This is a genomic window from Frankia sp. Hr75.2, from assembly GCF_949319125.1.
Lineage (GTDB): Bacteria > Actinomycetota > Actinomycetes > Frankiales > Frankiaceae > Parafrankia > Parafrankia soli.
Map to the genome: position 1 here is coordinate 1 of NZ_CASGGV010000122.1, position 18,050 is coordinate 18,050.

Genomic DNA, 18,050 nt, shown 5'->3' on the forward strand with positions numbered 1-18,050 from the left:
GCATCGTCGTGCAAAGACAACACCGATCGCACATTCGATCATGTTCGGCTGGCGCTGCCCGTGACTGCTATCAGCGTAGAAGAACAAGGCCGCTCCCATGGTGCGATCTTCGGAGTCACCGTCCTGGAGGTAGGTGCTCGGCCGGTCTCGGGTGGCCGTCTGGCACGAGGGAGGACAGTGGGCTGGTCGGCAGTGCTATCCACCCCTCCCGTTCCGCGGTGGTGGCGTCGTCCGGTCCGGGGGCGGCGGTGTGGCCCAGCGTCGCGGCACGGGCGGTCATCGCGGCGATCACGGCATCGAAGGCGTCGTCAGAACGGCGGCAGAGATCTTCATGGGTGCCGAGATCCAGCCATCCAGCCGCATCGAGGAGAACGTCGACCAGCGTGCCGAGGACGGAAATGTTGTCCCTGGTCTTGTAACCGCGGTGCGGTAGCCCCCACCGGGCAAGCGACGCGGCTGGGTACACCTCGACGACGACGCCACCTCCGGCGCGGTCCACGGGCATGCCGTCGCCTGCGAGTGTTGCCAGTAGTCCCGCGCAGCGCATCGCCGTATGCGCGATCCGATCGGCGGCGACGCTGAGCGGCCGTAGCCCCGTCTCTGCCTGGACCCGCCGATCAGTGGCTCGGTACGCCAGGGCACGTCGCCACTCCAGACCAGTGACCCCCGGTGAGACGACGACGTTACCGGCCTGGTGGGCCGCGATGAAGGCGACGAAGGACTCCGGCCAACCGAACGGGCAATCGATACCGACCTTGTCCGCTTTCTTGATCGACATGACGATTGCGGTGTCCGACGTACCGAGTAGGACCTCCCTCACCGCCGCTGAACCTGGCGACCAGTCGATCCGGGCGAGTGCGGTCTTCTTCGGCTCCGCCGCCAGGTCCACGCCGATCGTCATCATCTGATCAGGGTACGCGACAGGGCATAAAGGTCTCTTCGCGATCGAATCCTCGGAGATCAGCACTACACCCAGCACCAGATGCGCTCCACTGGGAGGAGGAACGGGGCTACAGTAACTGGTAAGAACCCGCACGGTTCTGCGGCCGTCATAAAACCGGTCCAGCCAGCTTCCGGTGACCGCGAAAGCGCCAAAAGATTGACCTTGAGAGTGCTTGAAAAGTGCGCAGGAAGTGCCCTCCGAGGTGGGCCGTCAGGGACTCGAACCCTGAACTCACCGGTTAAAAGCCGGTTGCTCTGCCAATTGAGCTAACGGCCCTGCTGCGCACCATCGTACCCAACTGCTCGGTCAGGGGGAGGGCGGGGCGCGAGGTTCTGGCGGGTGGGCACGTTGGGAGGAGTTCTGAGGGTTGGTGGGGGTGGGGGTGTGGCCCCGCCCGGGTCAGGCCCGGGCGGGGCTGGTGGGGTCAGTCCTTGGTGATGGTCTTCGGGTAGTGGTGGGGGGTGCGGGCGCGGGGGATGAGCCGGGCGGTGTTCTCGGCGATCTCGCTGGCGAGATCGGGAGGATGTGGGTGTAGGTGTCGGCGGTGAGGGTGATGGTGGAGTGGCCGGGGAGTTCTTGGACGGCTTTGAGGTCGGCGCCGGCGGCGAGGGCGAGGGTGGCGGCGCCGTGGCGGAGGCCGTGGAGGCTGATGGGGGGTAGTGCGGCTTCGTCGAGGAGGGTGTGGAAGCGGTTGGTGAGGTGTTCGGGGTGGATGGGCTGGCCGTCGGGGTGGGTGAAGGTGAGTCCGGTGTCGGGCCAGTCGCGGCCGGCGGCGAGGCGGGCGGCGTGTTGGCGGGTGCGGGCGGTTTTCAGGACGGCGAGGGTGTTGGCGTAGAGGGAGATGACGCGGTCGCCTGCGTCGGATTTGGGCCGGCCGAGCTGGGTGGCGTAGCCGATCTGGATGACTTGCCAGCGGATGGTGAGGGTGGCGTGGGTGAAGTCGATGTCGTCCCAGTGGATGCCGACGGATTCGCCGCGGCGGAGCCCGCGGTAGGCGATGAGGTGGTAGATGGGGTAGAGCGGCCGGGTAGCCCGGGGGGATCTACCCCGCCACCGTTATCGACTGCTACTCCCGCAATGTCCTCGGCTGGTCGATGGCCACCCACCTGCGCACCGAACTCATCACCGACGCGTTCACCACGGCCACCTCCCGCACCACCCTCACCCAGAACGCAATTTTCCACTCCGATCGAGGCGCACAAAGATACGTCGGATGCCTACCATCGCGTCCTGAAAAGCCACGGTGTACGCCCATCGGTCGGGGCCACCGGAGTGTGTTGGGATAATTCCGCCGCGGAGTCGTTCTTCGGAACACTCAAGAACGAACTCGTCCACCGGGAAACCTATCCGACCCGCCGCGCCGCGCGTACGGCGATCGCCGAATACATCGAGGTCTTCTACAACCGGCAACGACTCCACTCCGCTCTCGACTACCGCACCCCAGAACACATCGAGCGCGCATACCACGCAACCCAGACCGAAGCGAAGGAAGCAGCATAAAGCTGATGTAGTCCGACTACACCGGTGTCCGAGAAACGGGCAGCACCTCAAAATATCTGGCCGCCTCTTCGGGATGCGCGGAGTCGTGCCCGCGCCGCTCGTCGACATCCACCGGCCCGGCATCGACCCAGCCTGACCCAGGCCCTGGCCGCCGACGCGGCCCGATTCCACACCCAGCTCCCCAGGAAACCGGCGAAGGCCGGAGGGCGGCACCGGGGGGCGGGGCCGGGGAAGGGACCACGCCTCGCCTCATCCTCGCCATGTGACGGCGCCATGCACCAGCGCGGTGGGGCGACAGTTCCCTGACAGATATTGACAGTGTCACTGCCAACTTGGCAGCATCACTGCCATGAAGTCGTCGCTGCGGGAGGCCCGCTCCGAGGTCGTGCGCGAACGCGTGCTCGACGGTGTGGCCGCCCTGCTTACGGCCGGGGAGGACCTCACCTTCGCGAAGGTGGCGAAGGAGGCCGGCGTTCCCGAACGCACCGTCTACCGGCACTTCGCCACAAGGGAAGCGCTGCTTGCCGCGGTCTTCGCCTGGGCCAACCGGCGGATCGGGTTCGACGGTGAGCTGCCGACCGACGGTCGGGGCGCCGTCGCGCTCGTACGGCGGGCCTTTCCAGGGTTCGACGCGGTAGCCCCGGTCATCCGGGAACTCCTGCTCACTCCCGAGGGCCTGCTCGCTCGCCTCTCGAGCCGGGAGCAACGCCAGAGCGCCGCCGTCGCGCTCGTCCGCGCGGAAGCGCCCGGCCTTGGTGCTGAGGACACCCGCCGCGTCGCCGCGGTCGTCCAGCTCCTCACGACCGCGTCCACCTGGCAGACCCTGCGCGACTTCTGGGAGATGGACGGTACGGAGTCCGCCGAGTCGGCCGCTCTCGCCCTCGAGCTCCTCCTCGAAGGCGCCCGGGCCCGAGGTGTCGCCCTTACCGCCCCCACGACTGCCGCCCACGCAACCGGCGGCATCGCCTCCGAAACAAACGCCTCCGAAACAAACGTCCCCTGAACGAAGACCCTTGAACCTTGCCCTGCCCGGGAATGACCGAAGGATCTCACATGTCTCTGCTCGTCGGCGTCAACCACGTCGCTGCCCTCACCGGGAACCTCGACCGGTTCATCGACTTCTATCGCGGGGTCTTCGACCTGGACGTCGTCTTCAGCGAGACGACCCCGGCCTTCCGGCACGCGATACTGCGGACCGGCCCGCATTCCTGGCTGCATCCCGCCGAGGTGGTCGGAAATCCCCACAGCGCCGCGCTGCCCGCGATGTTCGACCGGGGCCACCTCGACCATCTTGCCCTAACGGCCGAATCGCCGGAAGCGTTCGAGACCCTGCGCGCCCGCCTCGTCGCGTGCGGCGCCAGCGACGGCACAGTGGAGGATCTGGGTGCGTTCCATGCCGTCTGGTTCACCGATCCCGACGGCATGCGCGTCGAGCTCATCGTCATCGTGGACGCCGAGCTGCGGGACATCCACGAGCCCCGTCCCCTCGCTGATTCCGCCGCCTGACCCGGGTGGCGAGCCGGCCCACGCCGCACACACCGAGCCGGCGGCGTGTCGCGCTGCCTCCGGGAAACGCTGGCCGCCTGGTGCCAAAACCGGGTCTGGGTCATCCGGCAGCCGAGCTGCTCCGAACAGAAGACAACTGACCGCCTTCCGTCCGGAGCTCTCATGCCCCGGCCCCATCCCCATCCCTCCTACAGCCGTTTCCGCCAGGCCGTCTTCGGTCTGCTCGCCCTTGTCGCCCTGGCTGGAGCCGTCCTCATGGGCGCCGGACCGGCAAGTGCGGCGGCTGCGGTGGACTGCTCGCCCCACTGCAACACGCCGCGTCCCACACCGCTGCCGCCGCTGCCGCCGTCAGGTCCGGTGACCCTGCCGCCGGTGGACCCCGACATCCACCCGTACGTTGGACCGATCCCTGCTCAGGACAACGCCGTCGACACCGCCTGGGCACGCCGGTACGCCGTCCAACTGATGTACGAGAACCCGGCCTGCAACGACCTCATCACTGGAAAATTCACCCAGAAGGCGGTGAGCATTCTGCGGACCATATCCATCTTCGACGCCACGGCCCCAACCCAGCCGGCCGTCAGGGAGGGTGGAGGACTGCTTCCCTGGCGCGACGGTGGCCGTTCGCCTCAATCGCGGCGGGACGCACCACGCGGAATGCTGTCGGCATTCGGCAGCGGTCCGTCTATGCCGAACAGGACGCTGGCGCCGCCGTTCCAGTAGCGGCCCCCGTCCCGCGCGATCAGAAGCGGAGGTGGTCGCGTTCGTCCTGGTCGAGGTCGTGCAGCAGGCTGGTCAGCAGGCTCACCGGGTAGCTCCTCGTCGCGTTGGCCTGAGCCGGCGCATGATGTTCGCGGCGTTCGTTCGGGTACCCGGACAGCCCCGTCTCACACCGCGCTGAGCCGCCGTACGCCAGGCAGGCACGTCTCACCCCACCCCGCGGGCGGTGGGTTACCGACATCGGAGGGGGTAGGCCCGAAAGGAGAAGTGAAAGCCGACACGGAGGGTGTTATGCGTACACCGGCCCACGGGCATCGGGAGGTAGAGACCAAGTTCGACGTGAGTTCGACGTTCGTCGTCCCGGCCCTGACCGGTCTTGCCGGGGTCGCCTCGACCGCCGGGCCGACGGAGGAGCATCTCGACGCCGTCTACTACGACACCGAAGATCTGCGGCTTGCCCGCAACCGCATCACGCTGCGACGGCGCCAGGGCGGGCATGACGCCGGCTGGCATCTCAAGCTCCAGAGCTCGGGGGCCGGCCGGGACGAGATCAGCCGTCCGCTGGACGCGATCGAGCGGGACCCCTCCGCCGAGGGCACTGTCCCGGGCGAGTTCGCCGACCTCGTGGCCGCCACCACCCGCGGCAGGCCCCTGGCCCCCGTCGCGAGGGTGCGGACCGTCCGCCGCGCGACCACTCTGCGCGCCCCCGACGGACGGGACCTGGCGGAACTAGCCGACGACGAGGTCCACGCCCAGACACTGGGCACGTCGACGACGCTGTCCCGCTGGCGGGAGATCGAGGTCGAGGCCCTCGGCGACGACCTCGACGTCCTGCCGGCGGCCGGCGCGGTGCTGTGTGAGGCCGGGGCCCGGCCGGCCGCCGGGCCGTCCAAGCTCGCCCGGGCACTCGGATCGCGGGCGGCGCGGCCGGAACTCCCCGAGCTCCCCGCCGACGGCGCCCCGGCCGGGGGAACCGCGGGTGAGGCCGTCCGCGGCTATCTGGCGACCCATACCCGGGCCCTGCTGGCCGCTGACGCCCGCGTGCGCCTCGGCGATCCCGAGTCTGTTCATGACATGCGGGTCGCCGCCCGCCGGCTGCGCAGCGCCCTGCGCACGTTCCAGCGGCTGTTCGACCCAGCACCGGCGCGCGCGCTCCAGGCCCGACTGCGGGAACTGAACCTCCTGCTCAATGCCGCCCGCGACGGCGAGGTCCAGCTCGAGCGGTTCACCGCCGGGATCGACGCGCTCGACGAACGGGACCTGCTGGGCCCCGTCGCCGCCCGCGTGCAGGGCCATCTGCGCGCACAGCACCTGCGCGGCCGGGAGCAGGCCCTGACCTGGATGCGCGACGCGCAGTACCTGGATTTCGTCGACGACCTGATCGCCTTCGTCGGCGAACCACCGTATTCCGCCCTTGGTCGCCGCCCGGCAGGGCCGGCCCTGCGCGCCCCGATCCGCAAAACCGACCGCAAGCTGCGCCGCCGGGTCGATCGAGCCCTCCACACCCCCGCCGGCGACAGCCAGGACGTCGCCCTGCACGCCGCGCGGAAGGCCGCGAAGCAGCTGCGCTACGCGAGCGAGGCGGCCACGCCGGTCTACGGGGAACACGCCGCGAAGCACACCAGGCGAGCCAAGAAAATCCAGAACAGCCTGGGTGAGCACCAGGACTGCGTCGTCGCCCAGGGCGTCCTGCGCGAGTTCGCGATCGCCGCCAACCAGGCCGGCGAATCCTCCTTCACCTACGGCCTTCTCCTCGGCGGCGAGCGGGAACAGGCACACCTGACCAGGGATGTCTTCGCCGCCCGCTGGCCGAAGCTCTCCCGCCGGCGCCACCGCCGCTGGCTGCACTGATACACCACCCCAGAACGGGGCACAGATGCTTTTATCGCACTGATGGATGTGGGGACGTGGGCCTGGTGACCCGGAAGGCCCGAACGGCTGTCGCTCCACCCGGCATGCGGCGCTCCCCAGCCCCCGTCCCCGGGGCACGGCGCCCAGAGCGAACGCGGCGAACGGCGGAGCCGACGCGGACCGCCGCGCACGCCCTGCGGGAGACGACGGTGATCGCCTCCGACGGGGTGTCCCTGCATGTCGACGAGATCGGCCCGAGCGACGCGACGCTGACCCTCGTCTTCGCGCACGGCTTCTGCATGACCGCGGACGCCTGGTCCTCCCAGCGCCGGAATCTCGCCGATCTGGGACGCACGGTCTGCTACGACCAACGCGCGCACGGCCGGTCGGGCCCGTCCGACGCGGAGCACTGCACCCTCGCGCAGCTCGCCGATGACCTGCTCCGGGTCCTCGACGACCGGGTGCCGACCGGCCCGATCGCGCTCATCGGTCATTCGATGGGCGGGATGACCATCCTCGGGCTGGCCGAGACACACCCGGAGCTGTTCGGCGACCGGATCGTCGCCGTGGCCCTGCTGTCCACAAGCGCGGGTGGGCTGGCCAGGTCGGTACTCGGCCTGCCGGCCATGGTCGCCACCGCGGCACGCCGGACGCTGCCCGGTGTGGCCGCCGCGATGCGCCACTCCCCGTCAGTGCTGGAACGGGCCCGGTGGCGGGGCAGCAGCCTGTCGAGGGCGCTGACCCGACGGCTCGGCTTCGGCACCACTCACGTGCCAGACGAGGTGGTCGACCGCCTCGAGAGGATGATCGCGGACACCCCGATCCCCGTGGTCGGCGCCTTCCTGCACACGCTGCTCGACCACGACCGGCTGGCGGCGACGGGTGTGCTGCGGGACGTCCCCACGCTGCTTCTCGTCGGCGACGCCGACCTCATGACTCCCCTGGAACACAGCAGGGCGCTGGCCGAGGCCGTGCCGGCCGCCGAACTCTCCGTCGAGGCAGGTGCCGGGCACGCGGTGATCCTCGAACGCCCGAACGCGGTCAGTGCCCGCCTACGCGAGCTGATCGACAGGACGCTGCCGGGCCGCCGGGTGTGCCGGCGCCCAAGCCTGCGTCCGATGACCCCAAGCCTGCGTCCGATGACGCGGACCCGGCGCATCCCCACCACCGGCGATCGACAGCCCTGAGACCCGAAGAAAGGAAGGACGGTACGGCTGTTGGGCGCGCAGGCGCACATCGGTACGTCCGGCTGGAGCTACGCCCACTGGACCGGCGTGCTGTACCCGCCAGGCACGCCGGCGCGTCGACTCACGACGTGAACCACGAGCAGCGTTCGCTGTACCTGGCCATCGTCCTCCTGCCGGCCGGTGCGACCGGCCTGCTCGTGATGCCGGTCAGCATTCACCGGGCCGTGTTCGGTCACCGGGAGAAGCAGACGCTGGTCCGCGTCGCGAGCCGGGTCGCCCGGGTAGGGCTCGCGCGGCTCGCGCTGCTGGTGGTCCTGTGGGCGATCGTCCCGATGGCCGTCCGGCTGCGCGGCAATCGGGACACCGGCCGTTAGGCGGCCGGGGCCAGGGCTCGCAGCGGCGCCGCCAAGGTCGAGCGGAAGAAGTCGAAGAAGCCGTCCGGGTCAGGGCCGGCGTTCATCAGGACCAGCTGGTCGAAGCCGGCATCGGTGAACTCGCGGGCGGCCGCCAGATGCCGCGCCGGGTCGGGACCACAGGCGAACTGCCCCCTCACGTCGTCCTCGGTGACCGTCGTCGTCGCGGCGGCGAAGTTGACCGGGTTGGGTAGCTCGCTCATCACTTTCCAGCCGGTCAGCGCCCACCGGTTGGTCGCGTGTACAGCCTTGGCCGCCTCGGCCTCGTCCGCCGCGTAGGCCAGCGGAACCTCGGCGTAACGCGCCCCGGTTCCGCCCGCGGCCGCGTAGTCCTCGACGATCCCGGGCTTGGGCTCGGTGGCGAACAGGGCATCGCCGCACTCGGCCGCCAGCCGAACCGACGGCCCACCGCTGGCGGCGACAGCGATCTCCGGCAGCGGATCGGGCAGATCGAACACCCGCGCGTCCTCCAGCTGGAGGTAACGCCCGTCGTAGGACTGGTACCCACCCCGCCACAACAGCCGGATGATCTCGACAGCCTCCCGCAGCATCGCGTGCCGCCTGGCCACAGCGGGGAACCCGCGCCCGACGACATGCTCGTTGAGCCGCTCCCCCGACCCGAGCCCCAGCGTGAAACGCCCGTCGGACACGAGGGCGACGGTCGCCGCCGCCTGCGCGACCACCGCCGGGTGGTACCGGATCGTCGGGCACGTCACGCCGGTCACCAGCCCGACCCGGTCGGTGCGCTCGGCGATCGAGCCGAGCATCGTCCACGTGAACGCCGAATGCCCCTGGTTGTCCAGCCACGGGTGGAAGTGATCGCTCAGCTCCACGAAGTCGAAGCCGGCCTCCTCGGCGGCGACCGCCTGACGGATGATCTCCCGGGGGCCGAACGCCTCGGTTGCCAGCTTGTAGCCGACCCGCATCTCTTCTCCTCTCCCTCGTCCGGATCCCTCGTCCGGTCTCCCTCGTCCGGTCTCCCTCGTCCGGATCCCTTGCCCGGATCCCCCCGGGCCGCCGGCGAGATCGGAGTTGATGTCATCGGCTCTGTCAATGCGACGGGCCCGGCGGGTCTCGAACTCGGCGGTGCCGTTCTGGAGCCTGATGTCACCCGCCACCGCGCATCGGTCAACGCGTGGTGTCCTTCAGGTTCTCGCCGGCCTGCTTGATGTTCCCACCGATCTTCTCCGCGGCACCTCGGGCTTCCAGCCCTCGGTCCCCGCTGGCCCGGCCTGCGGTCCGCTTGCCGCGTCCCGTGAACCGCTGCAGGGCATTCCTCGCCTTGTCCACCATGCTCATCGAAAATTCCTCCGTCGGATGACCGCTCGCGCGTGGTTGCGGTGCGGCTATACCCAGCTCTGGCCCGGTGACCCGTAGGAGCAGGCACGTTCAAACGGTGGGAACTCTGCACGATGGCCACCGATCCGGGTCAGGTCAGGATCTCCCGTTACAACCCGCCGTCGCCGGGTAAGACGGCCATATGACCGATCCGAGCATTATCGGCACCCTTGCCGCTATCACGCTGATTGTGATTGGTGTCCTAATTGCTTTCACCTCCGCCATCTCCTGGGACACACAGACGACGTTCGGGGCGTTCGGGATCCTTCTGGGAGCGATTGGCCTGTTTGGTGGCGGCATAGGTTCGTTGATCCGTCACCGGGCCTGAGTCAGGGCGCCGCACGCAGTCGCCCGCGCGTTCATCGTCGGCCTGGAAGCCACGCCGGTGGGTGCACCGGCGCCGATCGCGACGACCCGGCACGCAACTCGGGGCGGGATCACCAGCGCTCCGTCGGTCCCGACTGCCGCAGGCCTCGTCCGCATCGGTTTTCCCGGTACGGGGATGGGTAGCCGACGAACAGGGGGTGGCTGTCGCACGGCGCTGCCGTCCGGCATCTGGTGACACGGAGCTCGTGATCGCCGAGGCCGGGATCGCGGTCCGGGACGGGTGCCGCGGCTGTCGACCGGGTGGGCAAGTCCCGCGATGTCAAATCCCGCGATGTAATGGAGTGAGTCGTGACCGTTCAGAAGCCTCGTCCGACGACGACCGATGCCGGAATACCCGTCGCCAGCGATGAGCACTCGCTGTCCGTGGGGCCGGACGGCCCGCTGCTGCTGCAGGATCACTACCTGATCGAGCAGATGGCGAACTTCAACCGGGAACGCATCCCGGAGCGTCAGCCGCACGCGAAGGGCGGCGGCGCGTTCGGCACCTTCCAGGTCACCCAGGACATGAGCGCGTTCACCCGGGCGGCGGTGTTCCAACCGGGCACCGAAACGGATGTGATCATTCGGTTCTCGACGGTGGCCGGGGAGCGCGGCAGCCCCGACACCTGGCGCGACCCACGCGGTTTCGCGGTCAAGTTCTACACCAGCGAGGGCAATCTCGACATCGTCGGGAACAACACGCCGGTCTTCTTCATCAGGGATCCGCTGAAGTTCCAGCACTTCATCCGGTCCCAGAAGCGCCGGGCCGACAACAACCTGCGTGACCACGACATGCAGTGGGACTTCTGGACGCTGTCGCCGGAATCCGCGCACCAGGTCACGTGGCTGATGGGTGACCGCGGCATTCCGCGTACCTGGCGAAACATGAACGGATACTCCAGCCACACGTACATGTGGATCAACGCCGCCGGCGAGCGGTTCTGGGTGAAGTACCACTTCAAGACCGACCAGGGCATCGAGTTCTTCACCCAGGACGAGGGTGACCAGATGGCCTCGGTAGACACCGACTACCACCAGCGCGACCTCTTCGAGCACATCGCCGCCGGGGACTTCCCGAGCTGGACGCTGAAGATGCAGATCATGCCGTTCGAGGAGGCCAAGACCTACCGGTTCAACCCCTTCGACCTGACCAAGGTCTGGCCGCACGGCGACTACCCGCTGCACGAGGTCGGCCGGCTGACGCTCAACCGCAACATCACCGATTTTCACACGGAGATGGAGCAGGCCGCGTTCGAGCCGAACAACATCGTCGCGGGCACCGGGCTGTCGCCGGACAAGATGCTGCTCGCTCGCGGGTTCAGCTACGCCGACGCCCACCGGGCCCGCCTTGGTGTGAACTACAAGCAGATCCCGGTGAACTCCGCGAAGGTGCCCGTCCACAGCTACTCCAAGGACGGCGCGATGCGGGTGCAGAACGTCACCGACCCGGTGTACGCGCCGAACTCCTACAGCGGCCCGGTGGCCCAGCCGGAACTGACCGACGACGGCGGCCACTGGTACTCCGACGGCGAGATGGTTCGCGCCGCCTACACCTCGCGCCCGGAGGACGACGACTGGGGGCAGGCCGGGACGATGGTCCGCGATGTCCTCGACGATGCCGCGCGGCAGCGGCTGGTCGACAACGTCGTCGGGCACCTGCTCGACGGTGTCAGCGAACCCGTGCTGGTCCGCGCCTTCGAGTACTGGCGCAATGTCGACAAGGACCTCGGCACCCAGATCGAGGCAGGCGTACGGGCCAAGCAGGACGAGACCGACCCGAAGGCCGCGCAGCAGGCCAACCCGGCCCGGTCCAGCGCGCAGGCCAAGGCCTGACCGTCCGCCGGCCGTGGTTCGGGGCCCGCCCTCCCAGCCGGGCCCGAACCACGGCCGGCGGCGCCACCTCCGCCACTACCTCGAGTCCGCCACTACCGCGAGCACGCTGAGATCGCCGGTTGGGCCAATGACCTCCAGCTCGGCGAGATCATGCGGGGCCCAGGGTGTTGACCATGACGGCGAGCAGGGCGGTGTCGTCGTCGTGGCCGGCCAGCCGGCCGAGTGCGGCCAGGGCCTGGTCGCACAGCTGGTCGGGGGAAGCTGCCGCGGTGGCAGCCACCCGCAGGAGCTTCATCCCCTCGTCCACTGGCCGTTTGCGGTCCTCGACAAGCCCGTCGGTGAAGAACAGGAGAATGCTGCCCGACTCGAGCGTGGTCTGCGTCTGCGGGTACTCGGGTAGTCCCGTGCTCAGTGGGGGACCTGGATCGACCGGCAGGTAGTAGGCCTCGCCGCGTGGAGGGACCAGCAGCGGTGGCAGGTGCCCGGCGGATGCCAGGGTGAGCCGCGCGTTCGCGGGGTCCAGCACGGCAAGCGCCGCCGTGGCGATCTGTCCCTGCTCGAGACGATTCGCCGCCTCATCGAGCCGGGCCAGTACGGCCGACGGACTGGGATCGGTGGTGATGTGTGCGCGGGCGGAGGCCCGCAGCTGGCCCATGGTCGCGGCGGCCTGGATGCCGTGCCCCATGACGTCCCCGATGACAAGCGCCACCCGACCGTCGTCCAGGGGAAGGACGTCGTACCAGTCGCCGCCGACCAGGGCGCCGGCGCTGCCAGGAAGGTAGCGCCAGGCGAACGACAGCCCACCGATCGTCGGCAGTCGCTGCGGGAGAAGGCTGCGTTGCAGGGTGAGAGCGGTGCGCCGTTCCTGTTCGTACAACTGAGCGTTGCCCACCGCGACGGCCGCACGCCGGGCGACCTCCTCGATGGCATCCTGCTCGTCGCGGGCGCGTGGGCTGTCCTCGCGACAGAGCACAGCGAGGACGGCGACCGTACGGCCGCCGACGGTGAGCGGAACAGCCAGTACGGTCTCGTCGCCGTCGGTAGTGGTGGTCGTGGTCGTGGTCGTGGTCGTGGTTCCGGTCTGGGTAACCGCCCTCATCAGGGCAAGTTCCCTCGGGGAGGGATCGCCGATGGAGGTCATCGGCTCGTCCGTCAGGACCGCGACGGCCCGTTCGGCGTACCGGGGCACCAACAGGTCGGTGGTCTGCTCGAGGACGCGCCGTGGGTCCAGCGTGGTGGTGATCCGGTCGGCGAGCGTCGCGAGGAAAGCGCTGCGTTCGAGCGCACGGCGCTCGGCGGCGAACAGCCGGGCCCGTTCCACGGCCAGCGCGGTCTGCACCGCCAGCGCCAGGACAAAGTCACGTTCGTCAGCGTCGAAAAGCCGGGGGTGGTCGAAGGAGAACCGCAACGCCCCGAGCACACGGTCACCGACGAGCAGCGGCAACGCACACATCGACACCACATTCGGTTCCCGCTCGGCCAGCTCCGGGTAGCGCGAGTCGCGGTCCTGGCGGGATTCCAACCAGACCGGCATACCGCCGCGGATCGCATCGGCGGCCGGCAAGCGGTCGTCGAGCCGTTCCGCACGCAGCATCGAGACCACCTCCTCGCGGTACCCGACGGTGCCGGGGACCGCGAGCCGCCCAGCGTCCCGCGCGACCAGCAGGCCGCCCCCGAACGCGCCCAGGGCGGTCACCCCCTCGGAAACCACCACCTCAGCGACTTTCTCCGGCGTCGTCGCCAGAGCGAGGGCCGCGGTGACCCCCTGCAGCCGCGCGGCCCGTTCTGCCGTGCGTTGGGTTCTGACCACCTCGTCGAGAGTGTCCAGCAGATACTGCTCGAAGGTACGCACCGGCTCGGGCACGCCGCCCCGGGCAGCGATCCGGAGCTGTGTCACCAGCGATCCCACGTACCAGCGGCGGAAAGCCACATGCTGCGGCGGCGATTCCAGGGTGAGCAGGCGGGCGGCACGGGCGTAGCTCTCGATCTCCTCCAACGCCGCCAGGTACTCCTCGCCGGCGTCCGCGGCATCCAGGGGCAACGCCAGCTGGAGATGGGTTCGCGGCTCCCCGGCCGCGACGGCGGCCAACGCCTGACGCTTGATCGCCTCCCGCGGCCGGGCGAAACGGTTCGTCACCAGCTCCAGTAGTTCCGCCAGCCGCTGCGGCACGGTGCCGCTCGCGCCGGTGGCCGCGCCGCCCGCGGCGAGGGCGAACTCCCGGATGAGGCCGTCCACGTGGTGCTTCGCCCCGAGCAGTAGATCTGTCGGGACATCCCCGAGAGTGATCAGATACTCGCCCCGGTCAGCCCTCGGCGCGCTGGGTGACGGCGCGTCGGACACAGCCCCGTGGTGGTTCCCCGCCTCGCCGAGCTCCGCCCACACGGTCTTTCCACCATGATCGGGTTCGACCCCCCACCGTGTCGCGGTGAAGGCGACCAGCGCCATACCACGCCCGGTCAGACCGCCGCCGTCCGGCGGCGGCCGGACGGGCTCCACCCGACTTCCGTCACTGACCTCGACCCGGATCGCCGAGGCGCCGGAACGGAGCCGGACATGCACCGGAACGCTTCCGTGTAGAACGGCATTTGTCGCGAGCTCGCTGACGACGAGCGCGACATCGGACGCGATCGCCTGCCAGCGGGTACCGGAGAGAGCCCTGGTGGCCGCCCGACGCGCGTGCGCGACCGCGTCGGGGGTGGCGTCGAGACGCAGCTCGGCGAGGGTGTCAGCCCGGCCCCCCACAGTCACCGCCGCCCACCCCGCTCCAGTCCAGGTGGACATGCCACCCCAGCCGGCACACAAACGCAACCGTGCTACCTGGATTATCAGCACATCCCCTGGCCACAGGGTCGCCCAAGCAGACGACAGCCGCAGCCCCGATACGCGAACGCAGAAGGCACCGGTCGGATCACGCCAAGCCGGATCACACCAAGCCGAAGATCATCCTGGCTCCCGCAGCCTGTAGCGGTGCGGGCCGTCGTCAGCCGGCGGGGGCACCGACGAAACGGGCGACCCGAGCGTCATCGGGTAGCTGGAACGCGCCCTGGGGCAGGCCGGAACCGGTCTCGTCGCCCGCGTCCTCCGGCAGGTCGGTGACGGTGGCGGGCTTCGTCAGAGCGTGGCGCGCCTGATGAGATCGGCCGTCGCCGCGGGCTGAACGATCATCGCGACGTGCGAGGCACCGACCTCGACGGTGCGCGCGCCGGCCCGCCGCGCCATGAACCGCTGCGCCGCGGCGGGAAGCACGTTGTCGTTGCGGGCAACGAGGTACCAGGAAGGAACGGTCTTCCAGGCCGGGGCGCCGGACGGCTCCTGCAGCGTGCGCACGTCACTCGGCCGCTGGCCGGCCCACATCAGGTCGGTGGTCGCCCTCGGCACATCGCCGGCGAACACGTCGCGGAAGACCTCTTTCTTGATATATTCGTCGGCGCCCGCACTGTGGGGACGGAGGTCCAGCGCCGTCTCGTTGAGCTTGCTTCCCGGGTACTTCGTCTGCAGGCCCAGCAGCGTCTCGCCCTGATCTGGTACGAACGCGGCCACGTAGACCAGCGCCTTCACGTTGGCGTTGCCGGTCGCGGCGTTCGTGACGACGATCCCGCCGTAGGAGTGGGCCGCGAGGACGAGCGGGCCGCTGAGGGTGGCGAGGATGCTGGCCAGGTAGGAGGAGTCGGCGGCAACGCCGCGCAGCGGGTTCGCCGGGGCGATGACCGGGTAGCCGTCGCGGATGAGCCGGGCGGCGACGTCGTTCCAGCCGGAGGCGTCGGCGAACGCGCCGTGCACGAGTACCACGGTGGGTTTCTGCCTGCCGTCGGGCTGGGTGCGTGCCTGCGCGGCGGACGCTCCGAGCACTGCGCCGGCCGTGGTGCCGGTCGCGACCGCGGCTGATCCGGCCAGCAGCGTTCGGCGAGTTGTCGTAGTCAATGTAGACCTTTCGATATCCGTTGCGCTCTAAGCCGCGATCTAGGGTCAGCGTAGAGTCAGATACTTGACGAGCACTGAACGAATTCGGACGCACACGACGGCGGATCCACAAAGAGTTCGCGCCCCGTCAAGTACGTCGACCTAGCCTGCTGGAATGAAATCGAAGAAAAGTGAGACCGCCGAGAAGTGGGGCCTGAGAATCCATCTTCTGTGCTATGTCCTGGCCAATCTTGTCCAGGTCGTACTGTGGGCGGTTCTCACCCCGGATCATTTCTTCTGGCCCCTGTGGTCGATACTGGCGTGGGGCATCGGGCTGGCGTTCCACGTCTGGGCTGTCCGCTCGCCGTCCACGTTGAACTCCAGGCACTGAGCCGTATCGTTCATCCGCTCCAGCGCGTCCGGGACCAGCAGGTGCAGTCGGGCCAACCGCCACAACGGTGTGGTGTCGGCGACCGACTCGCGGACGAGGTCGTGCGCGAAGCGGTAGGAGAACGGCTTCCCCGGCCGGGGTTCGAGCAGGCCGAGTGCTTCCAGGGGTTCAAGGTGGTCGATGCAGGTCCGGACGTCGAGCTCGGAGACGTGGGCGAGCAGGGCGAGGTCGACGTCCCGGCCGATCAGTGCGGCAATCTGTAACAGGTCTGTGGTGTCGTTGTCGAGGCCGGCCATCCGGTCACGGACGACGTCGCGGACGGTGGAGGGCACCCCGGCCTGTGCGGCGGCGGCGTCGGTGAGATCGCCGCTGTCGGCGAGATGCCGGGCCAGTTCCCGGATCAGGAAGGGGTTGCCGGCGGTGCGGGCGTGGATGCTGCGGGCGGCGCCGGGGCTGGGAATCTGGCCGGTGTCGCGGCGGACGAGTTCAGCTGCCTCTGCCGGGTTGAGCGGGCCGAGCCGGATCCGGCGGTGCCGGGGTTGCCGGCTCGCGGCGGCGAGCATCCGGGCCAGCTCCGAGCCGGGTGCGGGTAGCCGGTCGCGGATCGCACCGATGACCACCGTGCTGACCGGCAGGCGGGCGGCCAGGTGGCTGAACATCTGCAGCGAGGCGACGTCGGCCCACTGGAGATCGTCGACGACGATCACCACCGGGCGTCCCACCGAGATGTGGCTGATGAGGGCGACAGCTCGTTCGAACAGCCGGAACCGGGTGCCGCTGTCCGACAGCACCGGCGTGTCCGACAGCACCGGTCTGTCCGACAGCACTGGTCTGTCCCGCGGTGCCGGAGCCGCGGGGGTGACGCCGCGGGGCTCCACGAGGCGGCCGAGCTCACCGGCGTGCCAGTCCTCCCGCGCCGCGGCGGACAGGTTGTCGAGGAGCAGGGCGACCGCCTGTTCCCATGGCCACATCGCCGGTGTGCCGTCGCCTTCGAGGCAGCGGCCCCAGACCACGAGCGCGCCGCGCCTGTCCGCCTCCGCGCCGGCCTCCTCCAGCAGGCGCGTCTTGCCCACCCCCGACTCACCCTCTACGACGACGAGTCCCGCGCCGCCGGCGAACGCCGAGTCCACCGCGCGGCGCAGCACCGCGAGTTTCTCGGCCCGACCGATCAGGCCGTCTACGGACGGCGTCCCGAGGGCAGGCGCCCGCAGAGGCACCCGCAGCCGCTCGGAAGGCCTTCCCTCGGCCGATGCCGGCTCCAGCACACGCCGGTGTGCGGCCACCAGCGCCGGTCCGGGATCGATGCCGAGCTCCTCGGCGAGCCGGGCACGGACTGCCCGCAGGACGGACAGCGCTTCCGCCTGCTGACCGGCAGCGGCCAGGGCGATGACGAGACTCGCCTGCACGGTCTCGTGCAGCGGCGCCATCCCCGCGGCCAGGCGCAGCGGCGCGAGCACGCGCGCAGGCCGGCCCCGGGCCACCGCGAGCTCGGCCGCCGCCACGCACGTGTCAAGGAACTCACCATCCAGTGCGGAGAACACGGACATCGCACTCGATCCGTGAGCCTGGCCGTCACCTGCGGGGCCGTGCCAGAGCCCGAGTGCCTGCACGTACCAGTCGAGTGCCGCGTCGGGGCGCTGCTCCGCGACGCCGGCCCTGGCCACCTCGACCAGTTCCCGGAAGGTGACGACGTCCAGCATGACGGGGCCGGCGGCGAACAGGTAACTGTCACCGCGGCGCTGCAGGTACGACCCGGTCGCACGCGCGGGCAGCGTGGGCTCCAGCAGCCGCCGCAGCGCACCGACGTACTTCTGGAGAATGTTGACAGCCGAGGCCGGGACGTCGTCGCCCCAGATCAGATCGATCAACTGGCTCATGCTGGTCGGCCTGCCCGCACGGGCGAGCAGCAGAGCGAGCAGGTACGCCTGCTGGCGAGGCCCGGCCTCCAGCTCGACGCCGCCCCGCCAGATCCGCAACGGGCCGAGAATCCGAAGACACAGCTGTCCGCCGGAGGAAGCCGTGCCTGTTCCGGGGGTGGCGGTGGTACTCACTGCGGGCTCCTCCGTGCGGGCGATGCGCGCAGCATCGCCGAGCAGTCGGT

General features: G+C 69.7%; 17 protein-coding genes, 1 tRNA gene and 2 pseudogenes. 11 read left to right on the top strand and 9 right to left on the bottom strand.

What is annotated here, in order from left to right:
• Positions 1-115: 115 nt before the first annotated feature.
• From AC559T_RS11325 to AC559T_RS11335, 3 genes are all read right to left on the bottom strand, one after another.
• Positions 116-904, bottom strand: a complete 789-nt coding sequence (locus AC559T_RS11325) for a DUF429 domain-containing protein (protein WP_498868668.1) — start codon at positions 902-904, stop codon at positions 116-118.
• A 242-nt stretch (positions 905-1,146) separates the two neighbouring features.
• Positions 1,147-1,219: transfer RNA gene (locus AC559T_RS11330), tRNA-Lys, on the bottom strand.
• Between the two features lie 123 nt (positions 1,220-1,342).
• Positions 1,343-1,954: a tyrosine-type recombinase/integrase gene (locus AC559T_RS11335; RefSeq protein WP_498868712.1), complete on the bottom strand. Its 612-nt coding sequence runs from the start codon at positions 1,952-1,954 to the stop codon at positions 1,343-1,345.
• A gap of 23 nt (positions 1,955-1,977) precedes the next feature.
• Here AC559T_RS11335 and AC559T_RS11340 point away from each other — a divergent pair.
• The 4 genes and pseudogenes from AC559T_RS11340 to AC559T_RS11355 form a co-directional block, all read left to right on the top strand.
• Positions 1,978-2,443: pseudogene (locus tag AC559T_RS11340) on the top strand (IS3 family transposase); the annotation flags it as partial.
• A gap of 349 nt (positions 2,444-2,792) precedes the next feature.
• Positions 2,793-3,446, top strand: coding sequence for a TetR/AcrR family transcriptional regulator (locus AC559T_RS11345; RefSeq protein WP_498868669.1), 654 nt, complete (start codon positions 2,793-2,795; stop codon positions 3,444-3,446).
• 50 nt (positions 3,447-3,496) lie between these two features.
• Entirely contained in the window at positions 3,497-3,949 is a 453-nt protein-coding gene (locus AC559T_RS11350; RefSeq protein WP_498868670.1) for a VOC family protein, read from the top strand.
• Positions 3,950-4,111: 162 nt separating this feature from the next.
• The gene (locus AC559T_RS11355; protein WP_498868671.1) at positions 4,112-4,672 is read left to right on the top strand and encodes a hypothetical protein; all 561 of its coding nucleotides are present in this window, start codon (positions 4,112-4,114) and stop codon (positions 4,670-4,672) included.
• A 19-nt stretch (positions 4,673-4,691) separates the two neighbouring features.
• Here the strand turns inward: AC559T_RS11355 and AC559T_RS11360 are convergent, their stop codons facing one another.
• A complete protein-coding gene (locus tag AC559T_RS11360; protein WP_112109104.1) occupies positions 4,692-4,880 on the bottom strand; it encodes a hypothetical protein in 189 nt (62 codons plus the stop codon).
• Between the two features lie 80 nt (positions 4,881-4,960).
• On the opposite strand from AC559T_RS11360, the gene AC559T_RS11365 reads away from it, so the two are divergent.
• The 4 genes from AC559T_RS11365 (at position 4,961) to AC559T_RS11380 (ending at position 8,081) form a co-directional block, all read left to right on the top strand.
• The gene (locus tag AC559T_RS11365; RefSeq protein ID WP_498868672.1) at positions 4,961-6,520 is read left to right on the top strand and encodes a CYTH and CHAD domain-containing protein; all 1,560 of its coding nucleotides are present in this window, start codon (positions 4,961-4,963) and stop codon (positions 6,518-6,520) included.
• 209 nt (positions 6,521-6,729) lie between these two features.
• Positions 6,730-7,707, top strand: coding sequence for an alpha/beta fold hydrolase (locus tag AC559T_RS11370; RefSeq protein ID WP_498868673.1), 978 nt, complete (start codon positions 6,730-6,732; stop codon positions 7,705-7,707).
• Between the two features lie 30 nt (positions 7,708-7,737).
• The gene (locus tag AC559T_RS11375; protein ID WP_498868674.1) at positions 7,738-7,839 is read left to right on the top strand and encodes a DUF72 domain-containing protein; all 102 of its coding nucleotides are present in this window, start codon (positions 7,738-7,740) and stop codon (positions 7,837-7,839) included.
• Complete coding sequence (locus tag AC559T_RS11380; protein WP_235014987.1) at positions 7,836-8,081, top strand: DUF6328 family protein; 246 nt, start codon at positions 7,836-7,838, stop codon at positions 8,079-8,081. Before AC559T_RS11375 ends, AC559T_RS11380 begins: the two co-directional genes overlap by 4 nt.
• On the opposite strand, the gene AC559T_RS11385 is transcribed toward AC559T_RS11380, so the two are convergent.
• A complete protein-coding gene (locus tag AC559T_RS11385) occupies positions 8,078-9,046 on the bottom strand; it encodes a TIGR03557 family F420-dependent LLM class oxidoreductase (RefSeq protein ID WP_112109102.1) in 969 nt (322 codons plus the stop codon). The genes AC559T_RS11380 and AC559T_RS11385 overlap by 4 nt on opposite strands.
• A 202-nt stretch (positions 9,047-9,248) precedes the next feature.
• Entirely contained in the window at positions 9,249-9,419 is a 171-nt protein-coding gene (locus AC559T_RS11390) for a CsbD family protein (protein WP_071059584.1), read from the bottom strand.
• Between the two features lie 181 nt (positions 9,420-9,600).
• Here AC559T_RS11390 and AC559T_RS11395 point away from each other — a divergent pair, with 181 nt between their 5' ends.
• Both AC559T_RS11395 and AC559T_RS11400 read left to right on the top strand, forming a co-directional pair.
• The gene (locus AC559T_RS11395) at positions 9,601-9,786 is read left to right on the top strand and encodes a magnesium transporter accessory protein (RefSeq protein WP_112109101.1); all 186 of its coding nucleotides are present in this window, start codon (positions 9,601-9,603) and stop codon (positions 9,784-9,786) included.
• 347 nt (positions 9,787-10,133) lie between these two features.
• Positions 10,134-11,657, top strand: a complete 1,524-nt coding sequence (locus tag AC559T_RS11400) for a catalase (protein ID WP_112109100.1) — start codon at positions 10,134-10,136, stop codon at positions 11,655-11,657.
• Between the two features lie 148 nt (positions 11,658-11,805).
• On the opposite strand, the gene AC559T_RS11405 is transcribed toward AC559T_RS11400, so the two are convergent.
• Entirely contained in the window at positions 11,806-14,406 is a 2,601-nt protein-coding gene (locus AC559T_RS11405) for a SpoIIE family protein phosphatase (protein ID WP_498868675.1), read from the bottom strand.
• Positions 14,407-14,769: 363 nt separating this feature from the next.
• Complete coding sequence (locus AC559T_RS11410; RefSeq protein ID WP_498868676.1) at positions 14,770-15,579, bottom strand: alpha/beta fold hydrolase; 810 nt, start codon at positions 15,577-15,579, stop codon at positions 14,770-14,772.
• Positions 15,580-15,733: 154 nt separating this feature from the next.
• On the opposite strand from AC559T_RS11410, the gene AC559T_RS11415 reads away from it, so the two are divergent.
• On the top strand, positions 15,734-15,949 hold the full coding sequence (locus AC559T_RS11415) for a 2TM domain-containing protein (RefSeq protein ID WP_112109098.1): 216 nt from the start codon (positions 15,734-15,736) through the stop codon (positions 15,947-15,949).
• 14 nt (positions 15,950-15,963) lie between these two features.
• Here AC559T_RS11415 and AC559T_RS11420 read toward each other — a convergent pair.
• Positions 15,964-17,925 (bottom strand): annotated as a pseudogene (locus tag AC559T_RS11420) (BTAD domain-containing putative transcriptional regulator); the annotation flags it as partial.
• Positions 17,926-18,050: the final 125 nt, after the last annotated feature.